Raw genomic sequence first — 20358 nt, 5'->3', positions numbered from 1 at the left:
TTTTATATGCAAAAAAAGTTAAGAGTAAAAACTAGTAATTTTATTGATGAAACAACAAAGATTGCTTTTAAGTTCAATAATAAAACTTACTATGGATTTAAAGGAGACACATTAGCTTCAGCCCTCCTTTCAAATGATGTTCACTTAGTTGGAAGAAGTTTTAAATACCACAGACCAAGAGGAATAATGACGGCAGGCTCTGAAGAGCCTAGCGCAATTGTTCAGGTTAATAATAATACAGCAATTACAGAACCAAATGTTAGAGCTACTGAAATTGAAATCTATGATGGTTTAGAGGCTACAAGTCAAAATTGTTGGCCGAGTGTCAACTTTGATATAGGAGGTATAAATAATTTTATATCTCCCCTTTTGCCTGCAGGATTTTATTATAAGACGTTTATGTGGCCAGCTAATTTTTGGGAAAAATATGAATTTTTAATAAGACATTCAGCAGGATTGGGGAAGTCACCAACTGAACCTGATCCAGATATATATGAGCATAAATATGTTCATTGTGATGTTCTTGTAATAGGCGCTGGTGTTGCAGGAATTTTAGCTGCAAAAACTGCTGCAAAAAATGAGTTAAAAACATTATTGATTGATGAAAAAAATGAACTTGGTGGTACTACAATCTACCAAGATACAGATCATATTAAGATAAATAATCAAAATTCATCAATCTGGTTAGAAAATGAAATTAATGATTTAAAAAAAATTGATAATTTAGAAATTAAAACAAGAACTAGTGTGGCAGCTTATCATGGATATAATTATTTATTAGCAAGAGAAAATTTAACAGATCATCTTCCTCTTTCAGATAAAAGAAATAAAGTAAGACAAAGATTATTAAAGATAAGAGCTAAAAAAGTTATTGTTGCAACAGGAGCATTAGAAAGACCATTAATATTTAATAACAATGATAGACCTGGCATTATGCTTGCTTCGGCTGTTAAAAAATATGCTGATTATTATGGTGTAGCAACTGGTCAAAAAAATATCTTCTTTACTAATAATGACACAGCCTATGAGGCTGCAATTTCTTTGATAAAAAAAGGAATTAATGTAGATGCAATAATCGATATTAGAGAAAAATTTAATACAGAATTTACAAAAGAAGCTCAAAATCTAGGAGTTAAAATATATAACTCTTATGCAGTAGTGGATACAGGGGGTTACAAAAGAATAAATAAAATTACAATTATGAAACTATCTAAAGATGGACAATCATTTAGTGGTTCTGACAAAATTATATTGAATTGTGATTGTTTATCTATTGCGGGAGGATGGACACCAGCGGTACATCTTTTTACTCAATCAGGTGGTAAATTAAAATTTAGAGATGAAGATCAGGTTTTTATACCAAATAAATACTCTTCCGATCAAATAAGTATCGGATCTTGTAATGGTGATTTTGAAATTGATGATGTAATAACCAGCTCTGTAAAATCTATAAAAGAATTTTTAAATATAAACGAAACTGAATATGACAATTTAGAAATAAAATGTCCTAAAGATAAGGATTTTAGAAATATTTGGTTGCTTCCTTCTGATAAGATTTTAGGAAAGACCAAACCCTTTGTTGATTATCAAAATGATGCAACAGCAAAAGATATTAAACTTGCTCTAAGAGAGGGTTTCAGATCAATTGAGCATGTAAAAAGATATACAACAACAGGGATGGGTACCGATCAAGGCAAACTTGGTAATATGCATGCACTTGGTATTATTGCAGAAACTGCAGGTGTAAAAATGGGTGAACTTGGAACTACAACTTTTAGGCCTCCCTACACCCCTTTAACATTTGGAACAATTGTTGGACGAAATGTTGGTGAATTTTTTGATACATTTAGAAGAACGCCTATGAACGATTGGCATATAGAAAATAAGGCTGAATTTGAAAACGTAGGTCAGTGGAAAAGAGCTTGGTACTATCCAAAAAATAATGAAACCATGCATGAAGCCGTACAAAGAGAAAGTAAAGCAGCAAGAGAGAGTGCAGGCATATTAGACGCTTCAACGCTTGGTAAAATTGATATTCAAGGAACAGACGCTTCTGAATTTTTAAATAGAGTTTACACAAATGCATGGTCAAAACTTACTATTGGAAAATGTCGTTATGGTTTAATGCTCAATGAAGATGGTATGGTTTATGATGATGGTGTTACAACTAGACTAGATGAAAATCATTATATAATGACAACCACAACCGGGGGCGCAGCGAATGTACTTGGAAAATTAGAAGATTATCTTCAAACCGAATGGCCTGAACTAGATGTTTACCTATCATCGGTAACTGATCATTATGCAACAGCTAGTATTTGTGGACCAAATAGTAAAAAGATTTTAAAAAAATTAGCACCAGACATTGATCTTTCTGATGAAAATTTTCCTCATATGTCGTTCAAAAATGTCAAAATAGATAATATTAAATGTAGAATTATGCGTATTAGTTTTACGGGTGAACATAGTTATGAAATCAATATTCAGGCAAATTATGGTGAAGCTTTATGGAAAAAATGTATGGAGGCCGGTGAAGAGTTCAACATTACACCTTATGGCACTGAGACGATGCACTTATTAAGAGCAGAAAAAGGATTTATTATTGTTGGTCAAGATACTGATGCAACGATGACGCCTATAGACCTGCAAATGGACTGGATTGTTAGTAAGAAAAAATATGACTTTATTGGAAAAAGGTCTTTGTATAGATCAGACACTATGAGAGAGGACCGTAAACAACTGGTTGGTCTATTAACAGATAATCCATCAGAGGTATTGGAAGAAGGTGCTCAAATAATAGCTAATATAAATCAAAAACCAGTTGAAATGTTAGGTCATGTTACTTCGAGTTATTATAGTCCCAATCTAAATAAATCAATTGCACTAGCTGTAGTTAGGGGTGGAAAAAATATGCTTGGTCAAAAATTATTTATTCCAATGGAAAACAAAAATATTAACGTCACAATTGTTAACCCTGTTTTTTTTGACAAAGAAAATGAAAGGTTAAATGCTTAACTATAAAACATCTATTAAAGGTGATATCGCTTATTCTGATTTAGAAATAAAAGAAATTAAACCTATAATGAAACTAATCATAAGAGGCAAAACAAAAGAATTTATGACGGCAATTGGAAAAAATCTCAATATGCTTTTACCGACAGAAGCTAATACTTCTACTTCAACTGAAAAGTTAACTGCTTTTTGGTTAAGCCCTGATGAATGGATGTTAATATCAAATGAAACTGTAAGTGAAGACAATAATACATATGAAGTTGAAGATGAGTTAATTAGAAATATATCAAAAGTTAAATTGGGTGCAGTGACTGATGTAAGTGATCAGTTTGTAATGCTAAATATTAAGGGTAGTAAGGTTTTTGATTTACTAGCAACAGGCTCGCCTTTTAACTTTAATAATTTTAAAACGAAAAAAGGTTTGGTTGTTCAAACGATTCTAGCTCATATTGATGTTGTTATTCACCATAAAGAGATAAATAATGTGGATTTGTTTATTAGGCGCTCTTTTTCCCAACATTTACACTCCTGGATGAGTGATAGTGCGTCAAGGTTATAACCTTACACACATTAATTTTTATGTATATTTAGATTATGAAAAAAATACTCTTTGTGGTGCTATTAGCACTTTTACCCTTCTCACTTAACGCAGAATCTAAACTTGATCAGATTTTATCTTCTGGTGAATTAAAAGTTGGAACTACAGGTGACTGGGATCCAATGACTCTGAAAGATCCTGCTACAAATAAGTATAAAGGCTTTGATATTGATGTAATGAGCGAACTAGCTAAAGATATGGGTGTTAAAATTAAATTTGTACCTACAGAATGGAAAACTATAGTTTCTGGAATTACTGCAGGAAGATATGATATTTCTACAAGTGTTACGAAAACACCAAAAAGAGCAGAAGTAGCTGGATTTACTGACACATATTATAAATATGGAACTGTACCATTGGTGCTTAAAAAGAATTTAAAAAAATATTCGACATGGGATTCATTGAACAACAGTAATGTTACTATTGCAACAACACTAGGAACTTCACAAGAAGAAAAAGCAAAGGAGTTTTTTCCAAAATCAAACCTAAGATCTGTTGAAGCGCCAGCAAGAGATTTTCAAGAAGTTTTAGCTGGAAGAGCAGATGGAAATATTACAAGCTCTACTGAGGCAAATAAATTAGTTATTACATATCCTGAGCTAGCTATTGTTCCTGATGGAGAAAAAAATCCTGCTTTTTTAGCTATGATGGTTAATAAAAATGATAAAGTTTGGAATGATTATGTAAATAAGTGGATTAAAGATAAAAAATCCTCTGGTTTCTTTGATAAACTTTTAGCAAAATATAATTTAAAAAGCTTATAAAGATTAGATAATATTCTTTAATCAATTATAATTTAAAAGTGAAAAATTTAATTTTTTTACTTTTATTTATAACCCTTACTTCTTGTAGTGGCCAAGAATTAGGCTGGTTTATTCTTTCACCCAATAATGTTGAAGGGTTAACAAATCTTAAATTTTTATTAAGTGGTTTAACTACAACAATTTATATTTCAGTAGTATCTATAATCATATCAGCAATATTAGGGTTTATTGTTGCAATTCCATCTTTAGCTAAAAATAGATTTTTAACATACATAAATGTTTGCTATGTAGAAATTGTAAGAGCTATACCCCTGCTTGTTTTAATTTTATGGATTTATTATGGACTTCCAATAATGACTGGAATAAGTTTTAGTCCCTTTGTATCTGGAATAATTGCACTTGCGATAAGTGAGAGTGCTTTTCAAGCAGAAATATTTAGAGCTGGTATAAACTCAATAAAAAAATCTCAGTGGGAAGCAGGGTCAACACTTGGATTAACTTTTTATCAAAGGTTAAGATTAGTCATCCTTCCTCAGGCAATTAAAAATATCTTACCTGCATTAGGCAATCAATTTGTATATGTATTAAAGATGTCCTCACTAGTTTCAATTATTGGTATTGGTGATTTAACAAGAAAGGCTAATGAATTAGTTGTGTCTACTTATAGACCATTAGAAATTTATACCTTCTTAATTTTAGAATATTTAGTTTTGATCTTAATTGTCTCATTTTTTGTAAGAAAGTTTGAAAATCGCCTCAAAAGAGATGGTAATAATTAAGAATTAAGACTGTTAAAAAAAGTAATCTTTAGGTTTAATTTTTTTTAGATTTTCTATAATCCCAAGGATAATCAAACTCCATCGACCACATGCCAATTTTATTCATTCTTGCATAGTCTTCATCTGCTATAAATTTTTTTGAATACTTTATATAAGCAAAAGCATAACCTTTTCTTACAAGATAACTAGATAGACTTTCTTTGTTTACAAAGCATTCAGCCAAGCTTCTTTTGTATTGATCTTGTCCCTCTACAATACACTCAACAGTATTATTTCCTATTTTATCAATAAGTATCTGCCTTGCGGTAATTCCACAGGGGTCACTAACACCAGCTTTCACACATGTTTGTTTTAATTCTGGAGTATCAATACCAGTAAATCTGATCTTTTCTCCATTAAGATGAATTGTATCTCCATCAACTATTCTAATAATTTGAGACTTAACTTGATTGTATGTTAAAAAAAATATTATTAAACTTATGCTAATAAGTAAAATGGCTTTTCTTTTGTTTAAAAACATTATTTAAAAAATATCCAATAAATATAATTACTGCAATACCCATAAACCAGTTTGTTGCCATGATTGTATAAAAAATGTCTGCATAGTCACCACCTCTAATATTAATTACATACCATAAAGATAAAAACGGAAAAGCTGTTAATCTCAAAATACTAAGATAGAGACTAAAAATTGGTTTTTTAAGAGCCTGAAATACTGCTGTGGTAATAAAAAATACAGGATAAATTGGTGCAATTAAAGCAGCAATTTTTAGATAAATGGCTCCATGATAAATGGCTTCTTGGTTTTCTGTGAATAAAGAAACAAAGAATTCTGCTCCAAAAAACAAAATTACACCTGCAGCAGCCATAAAAGAACATCCAAAGGTTAAAGCTTTGGTATAAAGTTCACGAATACGATTGTACTTTTTTGCACCAAAGTTTTGTCCACCAATTGAAAGGACGGCTGTATTTAATCCAATTACAGGAAGTAAAAAAACTTGTTCTACTCTTAAAGCCGCACCATAACCAGCAGTTGCAAGATCTCCAAACTGTCCAATAAAATACAATATATTAAAGATACCCACACCAATAAAAAGCATACTAATCATAATTGGAGTAGCTTGCATGAACAATTCTCTTAGGAGAATAAACTTAGGTATAAAACAATTTATTGATAAATATTTTTTTAATTTACAAGAATTGATTTTGTAAGCTAAATAAATAGTTCCAATTGTTTGAGATATGACAGTTGCAATAGCAAGTCCCCCTATTCCAAATGCAGGGATAATTCCATATCCCCAAATAAACAAAGGGTTTAAAAAAATGTTTAAAAAGAAACTAAAAATAAGTACATTTCTGTAACTCTTGGTATCACCCTGCGCATTCAAAGCTCCATTTAAAGAGATTTGAATCATCACAATAAACGTTCCATAAAAAATGATATCTAAATACTCTCTAGTTAAAGCAATACCTGTTACATCAGATCCCATAACGCTCAAAAGAAAATCAGCAGCGTTTAGTCCAAATAAAGTTACAACGATTGAAGTAACTAATGCAAAAATTATTGATTGAGCAATAAATAATGAAGCTTTATTTATTTTTTTTTGACCTAAAAGATTACCAATACATGAATTTGTTGCAGCCCCAATACCAACACCAACGGCAATAATTACAAAATATATTGGAAATGATTTAGCTATAGCACTTATAGCTTCAGCAGAAATTCTTCCTGCAAACCATGTATCAACTAAATTATAGAAAGTTTGAAATAAAGAACCTACACTAGCAGGTATCGTTACTTTTTGAAGTAGTGACCAAATTGGATCTTTTGTTAAGTTAATAGCTTTAGACAAATGATTTTCCTATTTAAATTCTTTTTGGAATTTATGCTTTGAACCAGCCTTTTTAGCAAGGTTTATTTGACTTTGTCTCATTCTAAATCTTTCTTTCTGAACAATTGTCAAACTATCATGACAATTTGGGCAAGAAACACCTTCTTCATACTTTTTAGACTTTTTATCTTTTGGAGAGACAGGTTTTCTACATCCACTACACATTGAATAACTGCCAACCTTTAATCCATGTTTAACACTAATTCGGTTATCAAAAACAAAGCATTCACCATTCCATAGACTTTCTTTTTTTTTAATATTTTTTAAATAATTTAAAATTCCACCTTTCAATTGATAAACATTTTTAAAACCTTTTTTTTCTAAAAATACTGAAGCTTTCTCACATCTAATTCCACCAGTACAAAACATCGCTATTGGCTTTGTTTTTTTTAACTTATTTAGGTATTTTGGAAATTCTCTAAAATTAGCAACATCAGGATTAACTGATCTTTTAAAGGTACCTACATTATATTCAAATGGTTTTCTTGAATCTAAAACTAATGTGTTTTTATCATAAATTAACTTATTCCATTTTTTAGGATCTACATGATTATCTTTCTTATTTTTAGATGACAAAGAAAGACCCATGGGAACTACTTCTTTTTTAATTTTCACTTTTGGCTTATGAAAAGGTTGAAATTTACTTTTTGAAATATTTTCACTGTCAAACTTTTTAAAATTTAAAATCTTTTTAATCTTGGTTATAGTTGACTTTAGATCGTTAGCTTTTCCTGAGATTGTTGCATTTACACCTTCACTCGCTATAATTATTGTTCCTCTGATATTTTTTTTTATTAAATAATTCTGAAGTAAGACCTTATTTTTTTTTAATGAGGTAAGTTTTTTAAATTTGTAAAATCCAAATACATCAAACATTACAACACTCTGCAAACAGTCATTCCGTCACCTAAAGGTACAATAATTTGTTCCACTCTATTATCGTTTGTAACATAATCATTAAAGTTTCTTATATTTACAGTGAATTTATCTAAATTATTCTCATCTGCAACTTCACCGTGCCACAAAACATTATCTACAATAACCAATCCACCTTTATTCACTAGTTTTAAAGATCTTTCGTAATATTCTTTATAATTCATTTTATCAGCATCAATAAAAACCATGTCGAATTTATTATTCTTTAATTCTTCCAAACTATCTAATGCAGGCTTAACAATTGTTTGAATTTTATTATTAAGATTAGCTTTTTTAAAAAAACTTACTGCAATCTTGTTGGTCTCTTTATTTTTATCAAGAGCTATTAGTTTACCATTCTCTGGTAATGCTAAAGCAATTGAAAGCGCACTTAACCCCGTAAAAGTACCAATCTCAAGAACATTTCTAATGTTAGAGGTTTTTATAATTAAATGAAGAAAATGACATTGAGATGTTGCTACTTGCATTCTCTTAACGTCTCCAAGTGTATTATTATAATCGATGATTTCTTGCTGGATGGGATTTAACTTTAAACTAAAATTATTTATATATTCTTCAAGTTTTTCAGTAATTTTTAAGTTCTTGTTCATGATTTTTCATATCAAGTACGCATAAAATTTTATAACAAAAAAAATATTATATGCACTTTTTTCAAGATCTTTTTGAAGCAAAAAATGCAAACAAATAAAAAATAATAGCCAATAAATACAAAAATTTAAAACCAAAGTACATTGAATTGTATTCTAATAAACCTCCAACTATAGCACCAAGTACATTACAAGATAAGGCGTTTGCTGTAGATCCATAAGCTAATAGTTCTTTAGAAAAAGCTAAGCCAGAAAAAAACACAGGAAATGTTAATAGAATTGGAACAACAAACTTTAGTAATAAAGTTGGATAATTATAAAAATCAATAAAAGTAGCTAAATAACTTATAAAAAGAGATGCTATTAATAAAAAATAGATCTTATTAACGCTTATTTTGATCTTTTTAATAATTAATAAATTAGCTAAATATGCCATCAGCAATATTGTGGTTATTACAACGCTAACAACTATCCAGGTACTGCCATAAATTTTTGCGAGTTCTGTTATTCCCTTTGTTTCCATCAGCATAAACCCAACACCTAAAAAAAAGCTTGTAAATGAAAATTTTTTGTAACTCATTTTAGTGTGTTTCTTTAAAAAAACTAAAGAAATAATGAATATCACTGTAATTAAAATTGTGTAAGAAAGTGGATAGATTCTATAAGACATGTAAAAAAATGGCCAATCATCTGTTGAAATATCCACATCATCATAAAATTTTTTATCCTTAAATAAATTGGTTGTAAAATAAGAAGTGTTAGACAAATCTAAATTTACTTTTTTATTTGAAACTAAAAATGCATAAATGCCTTCTTTAAAAACATCTTTTTTAGCAGAATTACTATTTGTCAAAATAATAGGATCTAAGTCAAAATTCAATTTTAACATCTTATAAATTTTATTTCCCATTTCTTCCGTTGATATAGCAAAGCTTAAAAACAACATTCCATCTTCATTAATTTTCTTTTTTGCTTCAAAAAAAGACTCAACAGTATAAACATAACTATCTAAACGAACACCACCTTTTGAAGATAAACTAGCATGAGAATCAAGAAGACTATAGACTATTAAATCATATTGCTTGTTTGTTTCCTTAATAAAATTTCTAGCATCATTGATTGTTAAAGTTACTCTTTTGTTGGAGTATGGTTGCTCAGGATGAAATTTAATTCCTAAATCAGCTACTAATGGATCTATCTCTACAGCATCAATTATTGCATTTGTGTCTCTTAAAGCTGTAGCAACATCGTTTCCCGTACCACTCCCTACTATTAAAATTTTTTTAAAATTCTTTCCTGTTGTATTGTAAGGGATAGTATAAAGATTGTGCCACGTTATATTTTTATCTTGATAAAATTTATTTGATAAATTTATTGGTGTTTGTAACCAAAGATTATTAGATTGTACTATGACTGGTGTGGCTTCATTTTGAGTAAATGAAACTGAAACGTTTTGGTACGGTGAATGAAGATCCATTTTACTGGGATTGCTAAATATATTAAAACACAAAACCAATAATATTAGAAATAAAGAATTAAATTTTATGTTAAAATTTAGATTGTGCTGGAAATAAATCAAAAATGTAAAAGCTATTATTAACCACACAATTGGTCCAGTCCATGTGAAAGAAAGTGCTGTAAATAAAACTATACCAAAAATTGCCCCTAACAAATCATAACTATAGGCTTTTAAAGTGTCACAATTATACATTAATTTAGCTACTAGATGTCCCAATGGTACAAAAGCTACAGCATTTAATAAAAATATTACTGAAATAAAAAAATAAATTAAAATTATATGAAGAAAACCGATAGCAGGAGCCTGCCCCATATTCCAAATTTCAGAAATAGGATTTTGAAAAAATTGGGTTACTGGAGTGTCTTTAAGTAAGTACATGAAAGATATTTGAAGAATTATGATTGGAAAAGTCCAATTTAACGAATAAAATTTTATTTTAGAAAACGAATATCCAATACCTAAGCCAAGAAAACATGATAATAGACTTAGATTTTTAAAATAAGCAAATAATTGAAAATATGATGAATGAATTCTAATAATTGAAAGCTCTATAAATAAGCCAAGTCCAGCAGCAACAGCAATTAAATAATAAATATTAGTTTTTATTTTTTTAGAATCAAACTCTTGAGTTTTAAAAGTGTTATAAAAATTATTGGAAAAAATGATTTTTTTTGAATTCAATAAAAGAAAACACATGATAACAAAAAGTAAAAAACCAGTCATCACTTTAAAGAAATTTTCATCTAATTGTACGATTAAATCTTGAATACGATCTGGTGTTTCTGATTTTATGATATTTAGTAAAACACTGTCTAATCCATTTTCATAAAGACTAAGAAAAGGAGATCCATTAAAAAAAAAATAAAAGGACGTTATTAAAGAAAAAAAAGTAAAAAAAAATATGATAGAAATTTTTTTAAAATGAAACATCATTAAGCTGATTACTTATATTTAATAATAATAAAAACAACTATAAAATATTAATTATTCTTAATAAACGGCAAAAAAATGAGTTAAAAGATAGTTTTGTTATATCTAGTCAAATATATTGTGAACAATATTAGAGTTTTCTTTTTAATATTTCATTAACTAATTGAGGGTTAGCCTTACCACCAGAAACCTTCATTGCTTGGCCAACAAAGAAACCAAATAGTTTTTCTTTACCCTGTTTATATTCAATAGCTTTTTCTCTATTGGTATCAATTATTTTATCTATTAATGCTTCTAAAGCTTTTGGATCACTTTCTTGTCTTAAACCTTTTTCCTCAACAATAATTTGAGGGTCTTTATCATTATCTATCATTAATTCAAAAATTGACTTGGCTATTTTTCCAGAAATAGTTCCATTTTTAATTAAGTTGATAAGTTTAGCTAAATTTTTTGCACTTACTGGACTTTCTGAAATTTCCAAGTTTCTATTATTTAAAACTGCAAATAACTCACCAGTAATCCAATTAACGGCTAGCTTCATATCTTTGTTCTTGCCCATTTTGGCAACAACTTCCTCAAAATATTTTGCTATATCAATGTCAGAAACTAATATTGTCGCTTCATAGGAAGAAATCTTAAATTCATCAATAAATCTTTTTTTCTTATCATCAGGAAGTTCTGGAATATTACTTTTAAGTTTTTCAATAAATTCATCTGATACTTCAAGTGGTAATAAATCTGGGTCTGGAAAATATCTATAATCATGAGCGTCTTCTTTTGATCTCATTGATCTAGTCTCATTCTTTTTAGTGTCAAACAATCTTGTTTCTTGATCAATTGATTTTCCTTCTTCAATTAAATCAACCTGTCTATTTGCTTCATAATTTATTGCCATTTGCATAAATTTAATTGAATTGACATTTTTAATTTCACAACGTGTCCCTAGTTCTTTAGAATCTTTTAATCGTACAGAAACATTTACATCCGCCCTTAAAGAACCTTCTTGCATGTTTCCATCACAAGTACCTAAGTACCTCATAATTGATCTTAGCTTTTTAATATAAGTACTCACCTCATCGGGTGATCTTAAATCAGGTTTGCTCACAATTTCCATTAATGCTACTCCTGATCTATTTAAATCTACTAATGTATTTTGTGGATCCATATCATGTATACTTTTTCCAGCGTCTTGCTCTAAATGAAGTCTTTCTATACCAACTTCTTTTTGACCATCTGGCATATCAAGTATTACAGTGCCCTCACCTACTATGGGATATTTAAACTGAGAAATTTGATACCCTTGTGGAAGATCTGCATAAAAATAATTTTTTCGATCAAAAACTGATCTTTTATTAATTTGAGCTTTTAATCCAATGCCAGTTTTAATTGCTTGTTGAACACAAAATTCATTAATAACCGGTAACATTCCAGGAAAAGCAGCATCAACTAAACTTACTTGTGTATTGGGTTCAGCTCCAAAAGTTGTTGATGATGATGAAAATAATTTAGAATTTGAGGTTACTTGCGCATGGACTTCAAGACCAATGACTACCTCATAGATGTTGTCTCCTCTTTCAACTAGATATTCTGATTTATCTTTTGACATTTACTTAATCCACCAATCAGTAATATTATTTTTAAATTGAATTTTTTCTTCCATTGCATAAGCAATGTTTAATATTTTTTGCTCATCAAAGGCTTTTCCAATAATTTGAAGTCCTAACGGGTAACCCTTAGCATCCAAACCTGCTGGTATGGAAATTGCAGGTAAACCAGCTAGATTAACTGGTACTGTAAATATATCGTTTAAATACATCGAAATTGGATCGTTAGTTTTTTCCCCAATCTTAAAAGCAGCACTGGGTGTTGAGGGGGTTAAAATTGCATCAACCTTTTTATACGCATCATCAAAATCGTTTTTAATTAATTTTCTAACTTTTTGCGCTTTTAAATAATATGCATCGTAGTAACCTGATGACAAGACATAAGTTCCAATCATTATTCTTCTTTGAACCTCACTACCAAATCCTTCCGATCTAGTTCTCTCATACATATCAATAAGATTTTCACCCTTAGACCTAAAACCATATTTTACACCATCGTATCTTGCTAAGTTTGAAGACGCTTCTGCCGGAGCTACAATATAATAAGTTGGTAAAGCATAGTTTGTATGTGGCAGTGTAATTTCTATAATTTCTGCACCACAATCTTTTATATATTCAATCCCTTTAGACCATAAATCTTCAATTTCTTTAGGCATGCCATCAACTCTATATTCTTTAGGAATTCCAATTTTCATACCTTTAATATTGCTTGTTAACTCCTTGCTGTACTCATTTCTTTTAAAGTTTATTGATGTTGAGTCTTTTTCATCGTAGGTACTAATAACTTCTTGAAGCAAAGCACAATCTTTTACATTTTTAGACATTGGACCTGCTTGATCTAAAGAAGATGCAAAAGCAACTATCCCATATCTTGAGCAGCTTCCATAAGTTGGTTTTAACCCTACAGTTCCTGTAAATGATGCGGGCTGTCTAATAGAACCTCCTGTATCAGTACCAATTGTAATTGGAGTTAAATTAGCAGCTAAAGCTGATGCTGAACCACCAGATGAACCACCAGGGACAAGATCTTTATCTATTGGACTTTGAACATTTCCAAAAAAACTTGTTTCATTAGAAGATCCCATTGCAAATTCATCACAATTTAACTTACCAAGTAAGATGGCACCTTCGTTCCAAATATTCTGAGTGACTGTTGACTCGTATGTTGGAATGAAATTGCTTAACATCTTACTTCCCGCAGTTGTTTTTACTCCATTAGTACAAAATAAATCTTTAACTGCAATGGGGACCCCAGGTAGTTTTAAACTAAAATTTGGTTTTTGGTCAAAAATTTTTGACTTTTTAAGAGCATTAGAAAAATCTTCAGTGATATATGTATTTAAATCTTGAGATTTTTCTCCTCTTTCTATGTAAGCTTTTGTAGTTTCTTCTGAGGATAGTTTTTTATCTTTAATATTTTTTACTAATTCAGACAATGTTAATGAAGTAATATTGGTCATTATTCAACAACTCTTGGTACGACAAAAAAATCTTCATTTTCATCAGGTGAATTTTTCAATATTTGCTCTCTAATATTTTCATTTTTAACTTCATCAGATCTTAATTTTAAAGTTATTTCAGCAACAGAGGTTAAAGGTTCAATATTTTCAGTGTCAAGTTCATTTAATTTTTCTATAAAATCAAATATCGAATTCAGGTCTCCAGCCAATTTTTTAGCTTTACTATCTTCTACAGAAATCCTTGATAATTTTGATATGTGCTTTATTGTTTTAAGATCAATAGTCATGTGATAATTAAATATCTCGGCAAACTATCACTTAAGTTTAAAATATACAATATGATCACAATTGAAGAATTCAAATTAAAACAAGCAAATAAAGTCAGATTTATTGGTTTAGATTTGGGTTCTAAAAGAATTGGTGTATCCATATGCGATGAGAAGCAATCAATTGCAACACCATTTAAAACTATCAATAAAACAAACACCAATGAACTAATCGACCAACTTAAAATTATTATCAAAGAAAACAATATTGGAGGGATAATTATTGGGAACCCTGTCAATATGGACGGTAGCATGGGCAGATCATCTCAATCTGTTAATGATGTAGCTTTAAATATATCTAAATCAATTAATCTGCCAGTGATACTATGGGATGAAAGACTTTCAACGGTTGGGGCATTTAATCTTTCTAGTTTATTGGATGTTAATGTATCTAAAAGAGTAAAAACTATAGATCAAAATGCTGCTGCCTTTATTTTACAAGGGGCAATAGATTATTTGAATAATTAATACTTGCCATAGTGCCTATTAATAGTTATAGAGTTAATTTTAATGGCAAGTAAAACAAATAAAGCTATTAAAATCTCTCAAAAACACCTCCTAGGTATTCAAGATTTATCCATCAATGATGTCAATCTAATTCTAGATGAAGCAAAATCATTTATTAAATTAAATCAAAGTAAAAGCAAAAAAACAAATATTTTAAATGGTAAGACACAAATCAATTTATTTTTTGAACCATCTACGAGAACACAAAGTTCGTTTGAACTAGCTGGTAAAAGACTTGGTGCAGATGTCATGTCTATGAATATGGCAAATTCTGCAATTAAAAAAGGTGAAACACTTATAGACACAGCAATGACCTTGAATGCAATGCATCCTGATATTATTGTTATTAGACATCAAGACTCTGGAGCATGTAATCTTTTGTCTCAAAAAGTAAATTGTGCTGTACTTAATGCTGGTGATGGAAGTCGTGAACACCCTACTCAAGCTTTATTAGATGCTTTAACGATTATAAATAGAAAAGAAAAAATTGAAGGTTTAAGGATAGCAATTTGTGGTGACATAAAACATTCACGTGTTGCAAGATCAAATATTTATCTGCTCAATATGTTAGGAGCAGAAGTTAATATTATTGCACCATCTAATTTAATGCCAAAAGAGATAGAAAAATTTGGAGTAAATACTTTTACAGACATGAAAAAAGGATTAAAGGACTGTGACATTGTGATGATGTTAAGATTACAAAATGAAAGAATGACTAGCTCATTTTTATCTTCAAATAGAGAATACTATGAATATTATGGTTTAACTCCTGACAAACTATTACATGCAAAAGATGATGCATTAATAATGCATCCAGGGCCAATGAATAGAGGTATTGAAATAGATACAAAGTTAGCTGACGATATCAACAGGAGTGTAATTAAAGAACAAGTTGAGCTTGGGGTGGCTGTAAGAATGGCTTGTTTAAAAATATTTTGTGAATAAATGAAAAAACAATACTTTATAAATGCTAATATAATTGATCCTCATAATTCAATTAAAGAAAATGGTGGAATGATTATTGCTGAAGATGGTTCTATTGAAGCTATTGGCAAAAAAGTAAACACGAACAATATACCTTCAAGAGAAAAGATTATTGATTTAAAGGGAAAATATATATTTCCAGGATTAGTAGATATGCGAGTTTTTGCAGGTGAGCCAGGTTATGAATACAAGGAAAATTTTAGAACCTTAAGTAATGCAGCTCTTGCTGGTGGTGTAACTTCAGTTGTCACTATGCCAAACACAGATCCTATTATAGATAATGTTTCAATTGTAGATTTTTTAAAAAGACGTGGAAGAGATAAATCTAAAATTAACGTGTTTCCTAGTGCAGCCCTTACAAAAAACATTGAAGGAATTACAATGACAGAATTTGGTCTACTTCAAAGCAGAGGTATAATTGGATTTACAGATGGTATAAAAACTATTCAAAATACTAGATTAATGTCTCGTATAATGAATTCTGCTAAAGATCTTGGAACTCTAATTATGCAGCATGCTGAAGACTATGAGTTATCTAAAAATGGAATGATCAATTCAGGAATTATTGCAACAAAACTAGGACTATCAGGAATATCTTCAGTGGCTGAAAGAATAATTATAGAGAGAGATCTAACGTTACTAGAAAATATAAAGTGTAGATATCATATATCACAAGTATCTGCTGCAAAATCAATTGAAATAATTAAAGAAAGAAAAGAAAAAGTTAAATTTACAACTGGTGTTTCTATAAACAATCTATCATTAAATGAAAATGATATTGGGGATTTCAGAACCTTCTTAAAATTATCACCACCATTAAGAACAGAAGAAGATAGAATTGGGCTCGTACAAGGGTTAAAGGATGGTACTATTGATGTAATTGTTTCAGATCATAAGCCTGAAGATGAAGAGCAAAAAAGATTAACATTTGCTCAAGCAGCTACCGGTGCATCAGGTATTGAAACACTACTTTCATTAAGCTTAGAATTATATCATAACGGATCAGTAAAATTAGAAACTATAATTAAAGCACTTACATCAAACCCAGCTAAAATATTAAAGATAAACAAAGGTAATCTTTCAGTCGGAAATGAAGCTGATTTTTGTATAGTTGATATTGATAAACCGTGGATTGTAAAAAAAGAAAAACTGATATCAAAATCTAAAAATACTTCGATAGAAGATAAAAAACTCCAAGGTAAAGTAACAAATACATTTGTAAAAGGTGAAGAACTATTTAAATTATAATAATGGAATATTTATTAATTGCATTAGTATCATATGTTCTTGGTTCTATACCTTTTGGTTTTATACTCACAAAAATATTTTTAAAAAAAGATATTAGAAATATTGGCTCAGGGAATATTGGTGCAACGAATGCCCTAAGAACTGGTAATAAGGCTTTAGGATATACGACATTAGCCCTAGATATAGCAAAAGCAGTTATTCCAGTTTTATTTGTAAAATTTAACTATCCAGAATATGTTTTTATAGCTTCTTTATGTGCATTTTTGGGTCATGTATTTCCTGTATGGCTAAAATTTAAAGGTGGAAAAGGTGTTGCAACTTATGTTGGTATACTTTTCTCTATAAATATTATTCTAGGTTTTGTTTTTGTTGTTAGTTGGGGAATTATATTTGTCATTTCAAAATTTTCATCTTTATCATCAATAATTGCAAGTTTGGTTATTCCACTTTATTTATTCATTTTTGGAAATCATAATTCAATTTTTTTTATGATAATGTTTATTTTAATACTCTATACTCACAGAGAAAACGTTAAACGCCTGAAAAATAAAGAAGAAACAAAGACAAAAATTTATTGATTTGACTATCAAAAGCTTTTGAGTAGTTTGTTTTATAATGAATCTAGTCATCGTAGAAAGTCCCGCTAAAGCTAAAACTATTAATAAGTATTTAGGTGATAACTATATTGTTTTAGCAAGCTATGGACATATTAGAGATCTTCCATCAAAAAATGGATCTGTTGATCCAGAAAATAATTTTAAAATGGAATGGGAAGTTGATAGTTTTTCTAAAAAATATCTTAAGGAAATTACTGATGCTGCTAAAATTTCTTCAAAAATAATTTTGGCAACAGACCCTGATCGTGAAGGTGAAGCAATAGCATGGCATGTAAAAGAATATTTGAATGAAAAAAAATTAATAAAAGATAAATATGTTGAAAGAGTTGTTTTTAATGAAATAACCAAAAAAGCAGTAGTTCACGGCATTGAAAATCCTAGGCAAATTGAACCTTTACTTGTTGATGCTTATATGGCTAGAAGAGCTCTAGACTACTTAGTTGGCTTTAACATATCACCTATACTGTGGACAAAATTGCCAGGATCAAAATCTGCAGGTCGAGTTCAATCAGTAGCCTTAAAACTTATTACTGAAAGAGAGCATGAAATTGAGTTATTTAATCCAGAAGAATTTTGGACACTAAGTATTAAATTTAATGATAATAATAAAAATAGTATTCTCGCTAGCATCACTCAACTAGAGAATAAAAAAATTGAAAAATTTTCATTCAAAAATAAAGATGAAATCGAAAAAGCAATAAATACCGTTCAATCTAAAAAATTTCAAATAAGTGATATTTCTAGCAAAGTTGTAAATAGAAATCCTTCTGGTCCATTCACAACTTCTACTCTTCAACAAGTTGCTTCAGGTAGATTGGGGTTTGGAGCATCACGTACAATGCAAATCGCTCAAAAATTGTATCAAGGAATAGAAATTGAGGGAGAAACTATTGGCTTAATTACCTATATGAGAACAGACGGTACAAATCTATCTAAAGATGCTGTAGATACTTTCAGAAAATATATCAAGGATCAATTTGGAAGTGAATATTTGCCTGATCAGGCAGCTAGTTATTCTGGCAAAAAAGCAAAAAATGCTCAAGAAGCACATGAAGCAATCCGTCCAACAGATATTATGCGTGCACCTGGGTCTGTTAAAAAATATTTAAGTCCTGATCAGCATAAATTATATGATTTAATTTGGAGTAGAGCCCTTTCTTCTCAAATGCAGCCTGCTCAATTTGACAGAAATACTATTACAATAACTTCAGATGATAATGGAACCATTTGTAAAGCTAGTGGTTCGGTGATTAAATTTGATGGATTCTTAAAAGTTATGAACGATAATAAGAAAGAAGAAGATGAAGATATTCTTCCAGAAATGAACAAAGGGCCAATAAATATTGAAGCCTTATTAGACGAACAACACTTTACACAACCTCCTCCAAGATATTCTGAGGCAAGCTTAGTAAAAAAGCTAGAAGAATTAGGAATTGGAAGACCATCAACATATGCAAGTATAATATCAGTCATATCAACTAGAGGTTATGCCGAAACTATAAATAAAAGATTTCATCCTACTGACCGAGGAAAATTAATATCTGCATTTCTTGAAAAATTATTTTCTAAATACGTCGATTATAATTTTACTGCTGGATTAGAAAATCAATTAGATGACATAACTACAGGCAAAGAAGGATGGATTAGAGTTCTTGAAATGTTTTGGAAAGATTTCAATCAAAATGTGTCTGATGTTAAAGAAAAAAGAACTAGAGAAGTTTTAGACCTTTTAAATGACAGTCTTGGTAGTTTAATTTTTGAAAGAGATAAAGAAGGTAATATAAATAGACAATGTAAACTTTGTGATACGGGATCATTAAGTTTAAAAAATAGCTTTAGAGGTGGTGCTTTTATAGGTTGTTCAAATTATCCAGAGTGTAAATTTACTAGACCATTATCTAAAGCTAAAGCAGCTGCTCAATCCCAACTGGCAGAACCAAAGTTTATAGGAAAACATGAAAATGGTAATGACATGTATCTTAAAAATGGAAGATTTGGTCCCTACTTACAATATGAAAAAATTGAGGAATTAAAAGATGAAGCTATTGTTGAAACAAAAAAGAAAAAGAAAACAAAAAAAAAGAAAATAGAAAAAGAAGATAATAATTTAAGAAATGTCTCTATACCTAAAGGAATTACATTAGATAGTATAGATCTTGATAGAGCTAAATTCTTATGTTCATTACCTAAAAGTTTAGGCATCAATCCTGAAAATCAAAAAGATATTATATTAAATTCTGGTAGATTTGGCCCTTATTTAAAATGTGAAAATAAATCTGCAAGAATTGAGAATGTAGAAGAAATTTTTTCTATAGGCTTAAATAGAGCAATAACATTAATAGCAGAAGCTAAACCTGGAAGAATGTCAGCATCTATAATTAAAGATCTAGGAGAACATCCTGAGGACAAAAAACCAGTTAGAGTAATGAAAGGTCAATATGGACCTTACATTAAGTATAAATCTTTAAATGCAACTATTCCTGAAGAAAAAGACCCATTGGAGTTAAATATGGAAGAAGCTTTAATATTAATTGAGAAAAGAAAAGAATACGATAGAAATAAAAAAAATAAAAAAAAGAAAAAAGGTAAATAAAA

Annotated in this window: 17 protein-coding genes; 9 read left to right on the top strand and 8 right to left on the bottom strand. The window is 29.6% G+C overall.

What is annotated here, in order from left to right; all coding sequences use genetic code 11:
* The first annotated feature begins 6 nt into the window (after nucleotides 1-6).
* The 4 genes from AC5SLO_RS02660 to AC5SLO_RS02645 are packed head-to-tail and all read left to right on the top strand — an operon-like array spanning nucleotide 7 to nucleotide 5153.
* Complete coding sequence (locus AC5SLO_RS02660) at nucleotides 7-3015, top strand: sarcosine oxidase subunit alpha family protein (protein ID WP_494573641.1); 3009 nt, start codon at nucleotides 7-9, stop codon at nucleotides 3013-3015.
* Nucleotides 3008-3571: a sarcosine oxidase subunit gamma gene (locus AC5SLO_RS02655; RefSeq protein WP_494573640.1), complete on the top strand. Its 564-nt coding sequence runs from the start codon at nucleotides 3008-3010 to the stop codon at nucleotides 3569-3571. The genes AC5SLO_RS02660 and AC5SLO_RS02655 overlap by 8 nt, the downstream gene beginning before the upstream one ends.
* A gap of 35 nt (nucleotides 3572-3606) precedes the next feature.
* Nucleotides 3607-4374 (top strand): transporter substrate-binding domain-containing protein, encoded by a 768-nt coding sequence (locus tag AC5SLO_RS02650; RefSeq protein WP_494573639.1) that lies wholly within the window; start codon nucleotides 3607-3609, stop codon nucleotides 4372-4374.
* A 38-nt stretch (nucleotides 4375-4412) separates the two neighbouring features.
* On the top strand, nucleotides 4413-5153 hold the full coding sequence (locus tag AC5SLO_RS02645) for an amino acid ABC transporter permease (RefSeq protein WP_494573638.1): 741 nt from the start codon (nucleotides 4413-4415) through the stop codon (nucleotides 5151-5153).
* Nucleotides 5154-5187: 34 nt separating this feature from the next.
* Here the strand turns inward: AC5SLO_RS02645 and AC5SLO_RS02640 are convergent, their stop codons facing one another.
* The 8 genes from AC5SLO_RS02640 to gatC form a co-directional block, all read right to left on the bottom strand.
* Complete coding sequence (locus AC5SLO_RS02640; RefSeq protein ID WP_494573637.1) at nucleotides 5188-5673, bottom strand: thermonuclease family protein; 486 nt, start codon at nucleotides 5671-5673, stop codon at nucleotides 5188-5190.
* Nucleotides 5636-7006, bottom strand: coding sequence for an MATE family efflux transporter (locus tag AC5SLO_RS02635; protein WP_494573636.1), 1371 nt, complete (start codon nucleotides 7004-7006; stop codon nucleotides 5636-5638). The genes AC5SLO_RS02640 and AC5SLO_RS02635 overlap by 38 nt, the downstream gene beginning before the upstream one ends.
* Nucleotides 7007-7015: 9 nt before the next feature.
* Nucleotides 7016-7921 carry an oxygen-dependent tRNA uridine(34) hydroxylase TrhO gene (gene trhO / locus AC5SLO_RS02630; RefSeq protein ID WP_494573635.1) on the bottom strand — a complete coding sequence of 302 codons (906 nt, stop codon included), beginning with the start codon at nucleotides 7919-7921 and terminating at the stop codon, nucleotides 7016-7018.
* Complete coding sequence (locus AC5SLO_RS02625) at nucleotides 7921-8571, bottom strand: O-methyltransferase (RefSeq protein ID WP_494573634.1); 651 nt, start codon at nucleotides 8569-8571, stop codon at nucleotides 7921-7923. Before AC5SLO_RS02625 ends, trhO begins: the two co-directional genes overlap by 1 nt.
* A 61-nt stretch (nucleotides 8572-8632) precedes the next feature.
* On the bottom strand, nucleotides 8633-11020 hold the full coding sequence (locus tag AC5SLO_RS02620) for a spermine/spermidine synthase domain-containing protein (RefSeq protein WP_494573633.1): 2388 nt from the start codon (nucleotides 11018-11020) through the stop codon (nucleotides 8633-8635).
* Between the two features lie 127 nt (nucleotides 11021-11147).
* Nucleotides 11148-12623 carry an Asp-tRNA(Asn)/Glu-tRNA(Gln) amidotransferase subunit GatB gene (gatB, locus tag AC5SLO_RS02615; protein WP_494573632.1) on the bottom strand — a complete coding sequence of 492 codons (1476 nt, stop codon included), beginning with the start codon at nucleotides 12621-12623 and terminating at the stop codon, nucleotides 11148-11150.
* On the bottom strand, nucleotides 12624-14081 hold the full coding sequence (gene gatA, locus AC5SLO_RS02610) for an Asp-tRNA(Asn)/Glu-tRNA(Gln) amidotransferase subunit GatA (protein WP_494573631.1): 1458 nt from the start codon (nucleotides 14079-14081) through the stop codon (nucleotides 12624-12626).
* Entirely contained in the window at nucleotides 14081-14368 is a 288-nt protein-coding gene (gatC, locus tag AC5SLO_RS02605) for an Asp-tRNA(Asn)/Glu-tRNA(Gln) amidotransferase subunit GatC (RefSeq protein ID WP_494573630.1), read from the bottom strand. Before gatC ends, gatA begins: the two co-directional genes overlap by 1 nt.
* Before the next feature lie 51 nt (nucleotides 14369-14419).
* Between gatC and ruvX the strand changes: the two genes are divergently transcribed.
* The 5 genes from ruvX to topA are packed head-to-tail and all read left to right on the top strand — an operon-like array spanning nucleotide 14420 to nucleotide 20356.
* On the top strand, nucleotides 14420-14875 hold the full coding sequence (gene ruvX, locus AC5SLO_RS02600) for a Holliday junction resolvase RuvX (protein ID WP_494573629.1): 456 nt from the start codon (nucleotides 14420-14422) through the stop codon (nucleotides 14873-14875).
* 42 nt (nucleotides 14876-14917) lie between these two features.
* On the top strand, nucleotides 14918-15859 hold the full coding sequence (locus AC5SLO_RS02595) for an aspartate carbamoyltransferase catalytic subunit (RefSeq protein ID WP_494573628.1): 942 nt from the start codon (nucleotides 14918-14920) through the stop codon (nucleotides 15857-15859).
* Entirely contained in the window at nucleotides 15860-17146 is a 1287-nt protein-coding gene (gene pyrC / locus AC5SLO_RS02590; protein ID WP_494573627.1) for a dihydroorotase, read from the top strand.
* A 2-nt stretch (nucleotides 17147-17148) separates the two neighbouring features.
* Complete coding sequence (gene plsY / locus AC5SLO_RS02585; RefSeq protein ID WP_494573626.1) at nucleotides 17149-17724, top strand: glycerol-3-phosphate 1-O-acyltransferase PlsY; 576 nt, start codon at nucleotides 17149-17151, stop codon at nucleotides 17722-17724.
* 37 nt (nucleotides 17725-17761) lie between these two features.
* Nucleotides 17762-20356: a type I DNA topoisomerase gene (gene topA, locus AC5SLO_RS02580; protein ID WP_494573625.1), complete on the top strand. Its 2595-nt coding sequence runs from the start codon at nucleotides 17762-17764 to the stop codon at nucleotides 20354-20356.
* Nucleotides 20357-20358 lie beyond the last annotated feature (2 nt).

The organism is Candidatus Pelagibacter sp. PS_44, assembly GCF_059417735.1.
Note: the sequence above shows the minus strand (reverse complement) of the source record. Positions and strands in the feature narration are given on the sequence as shown.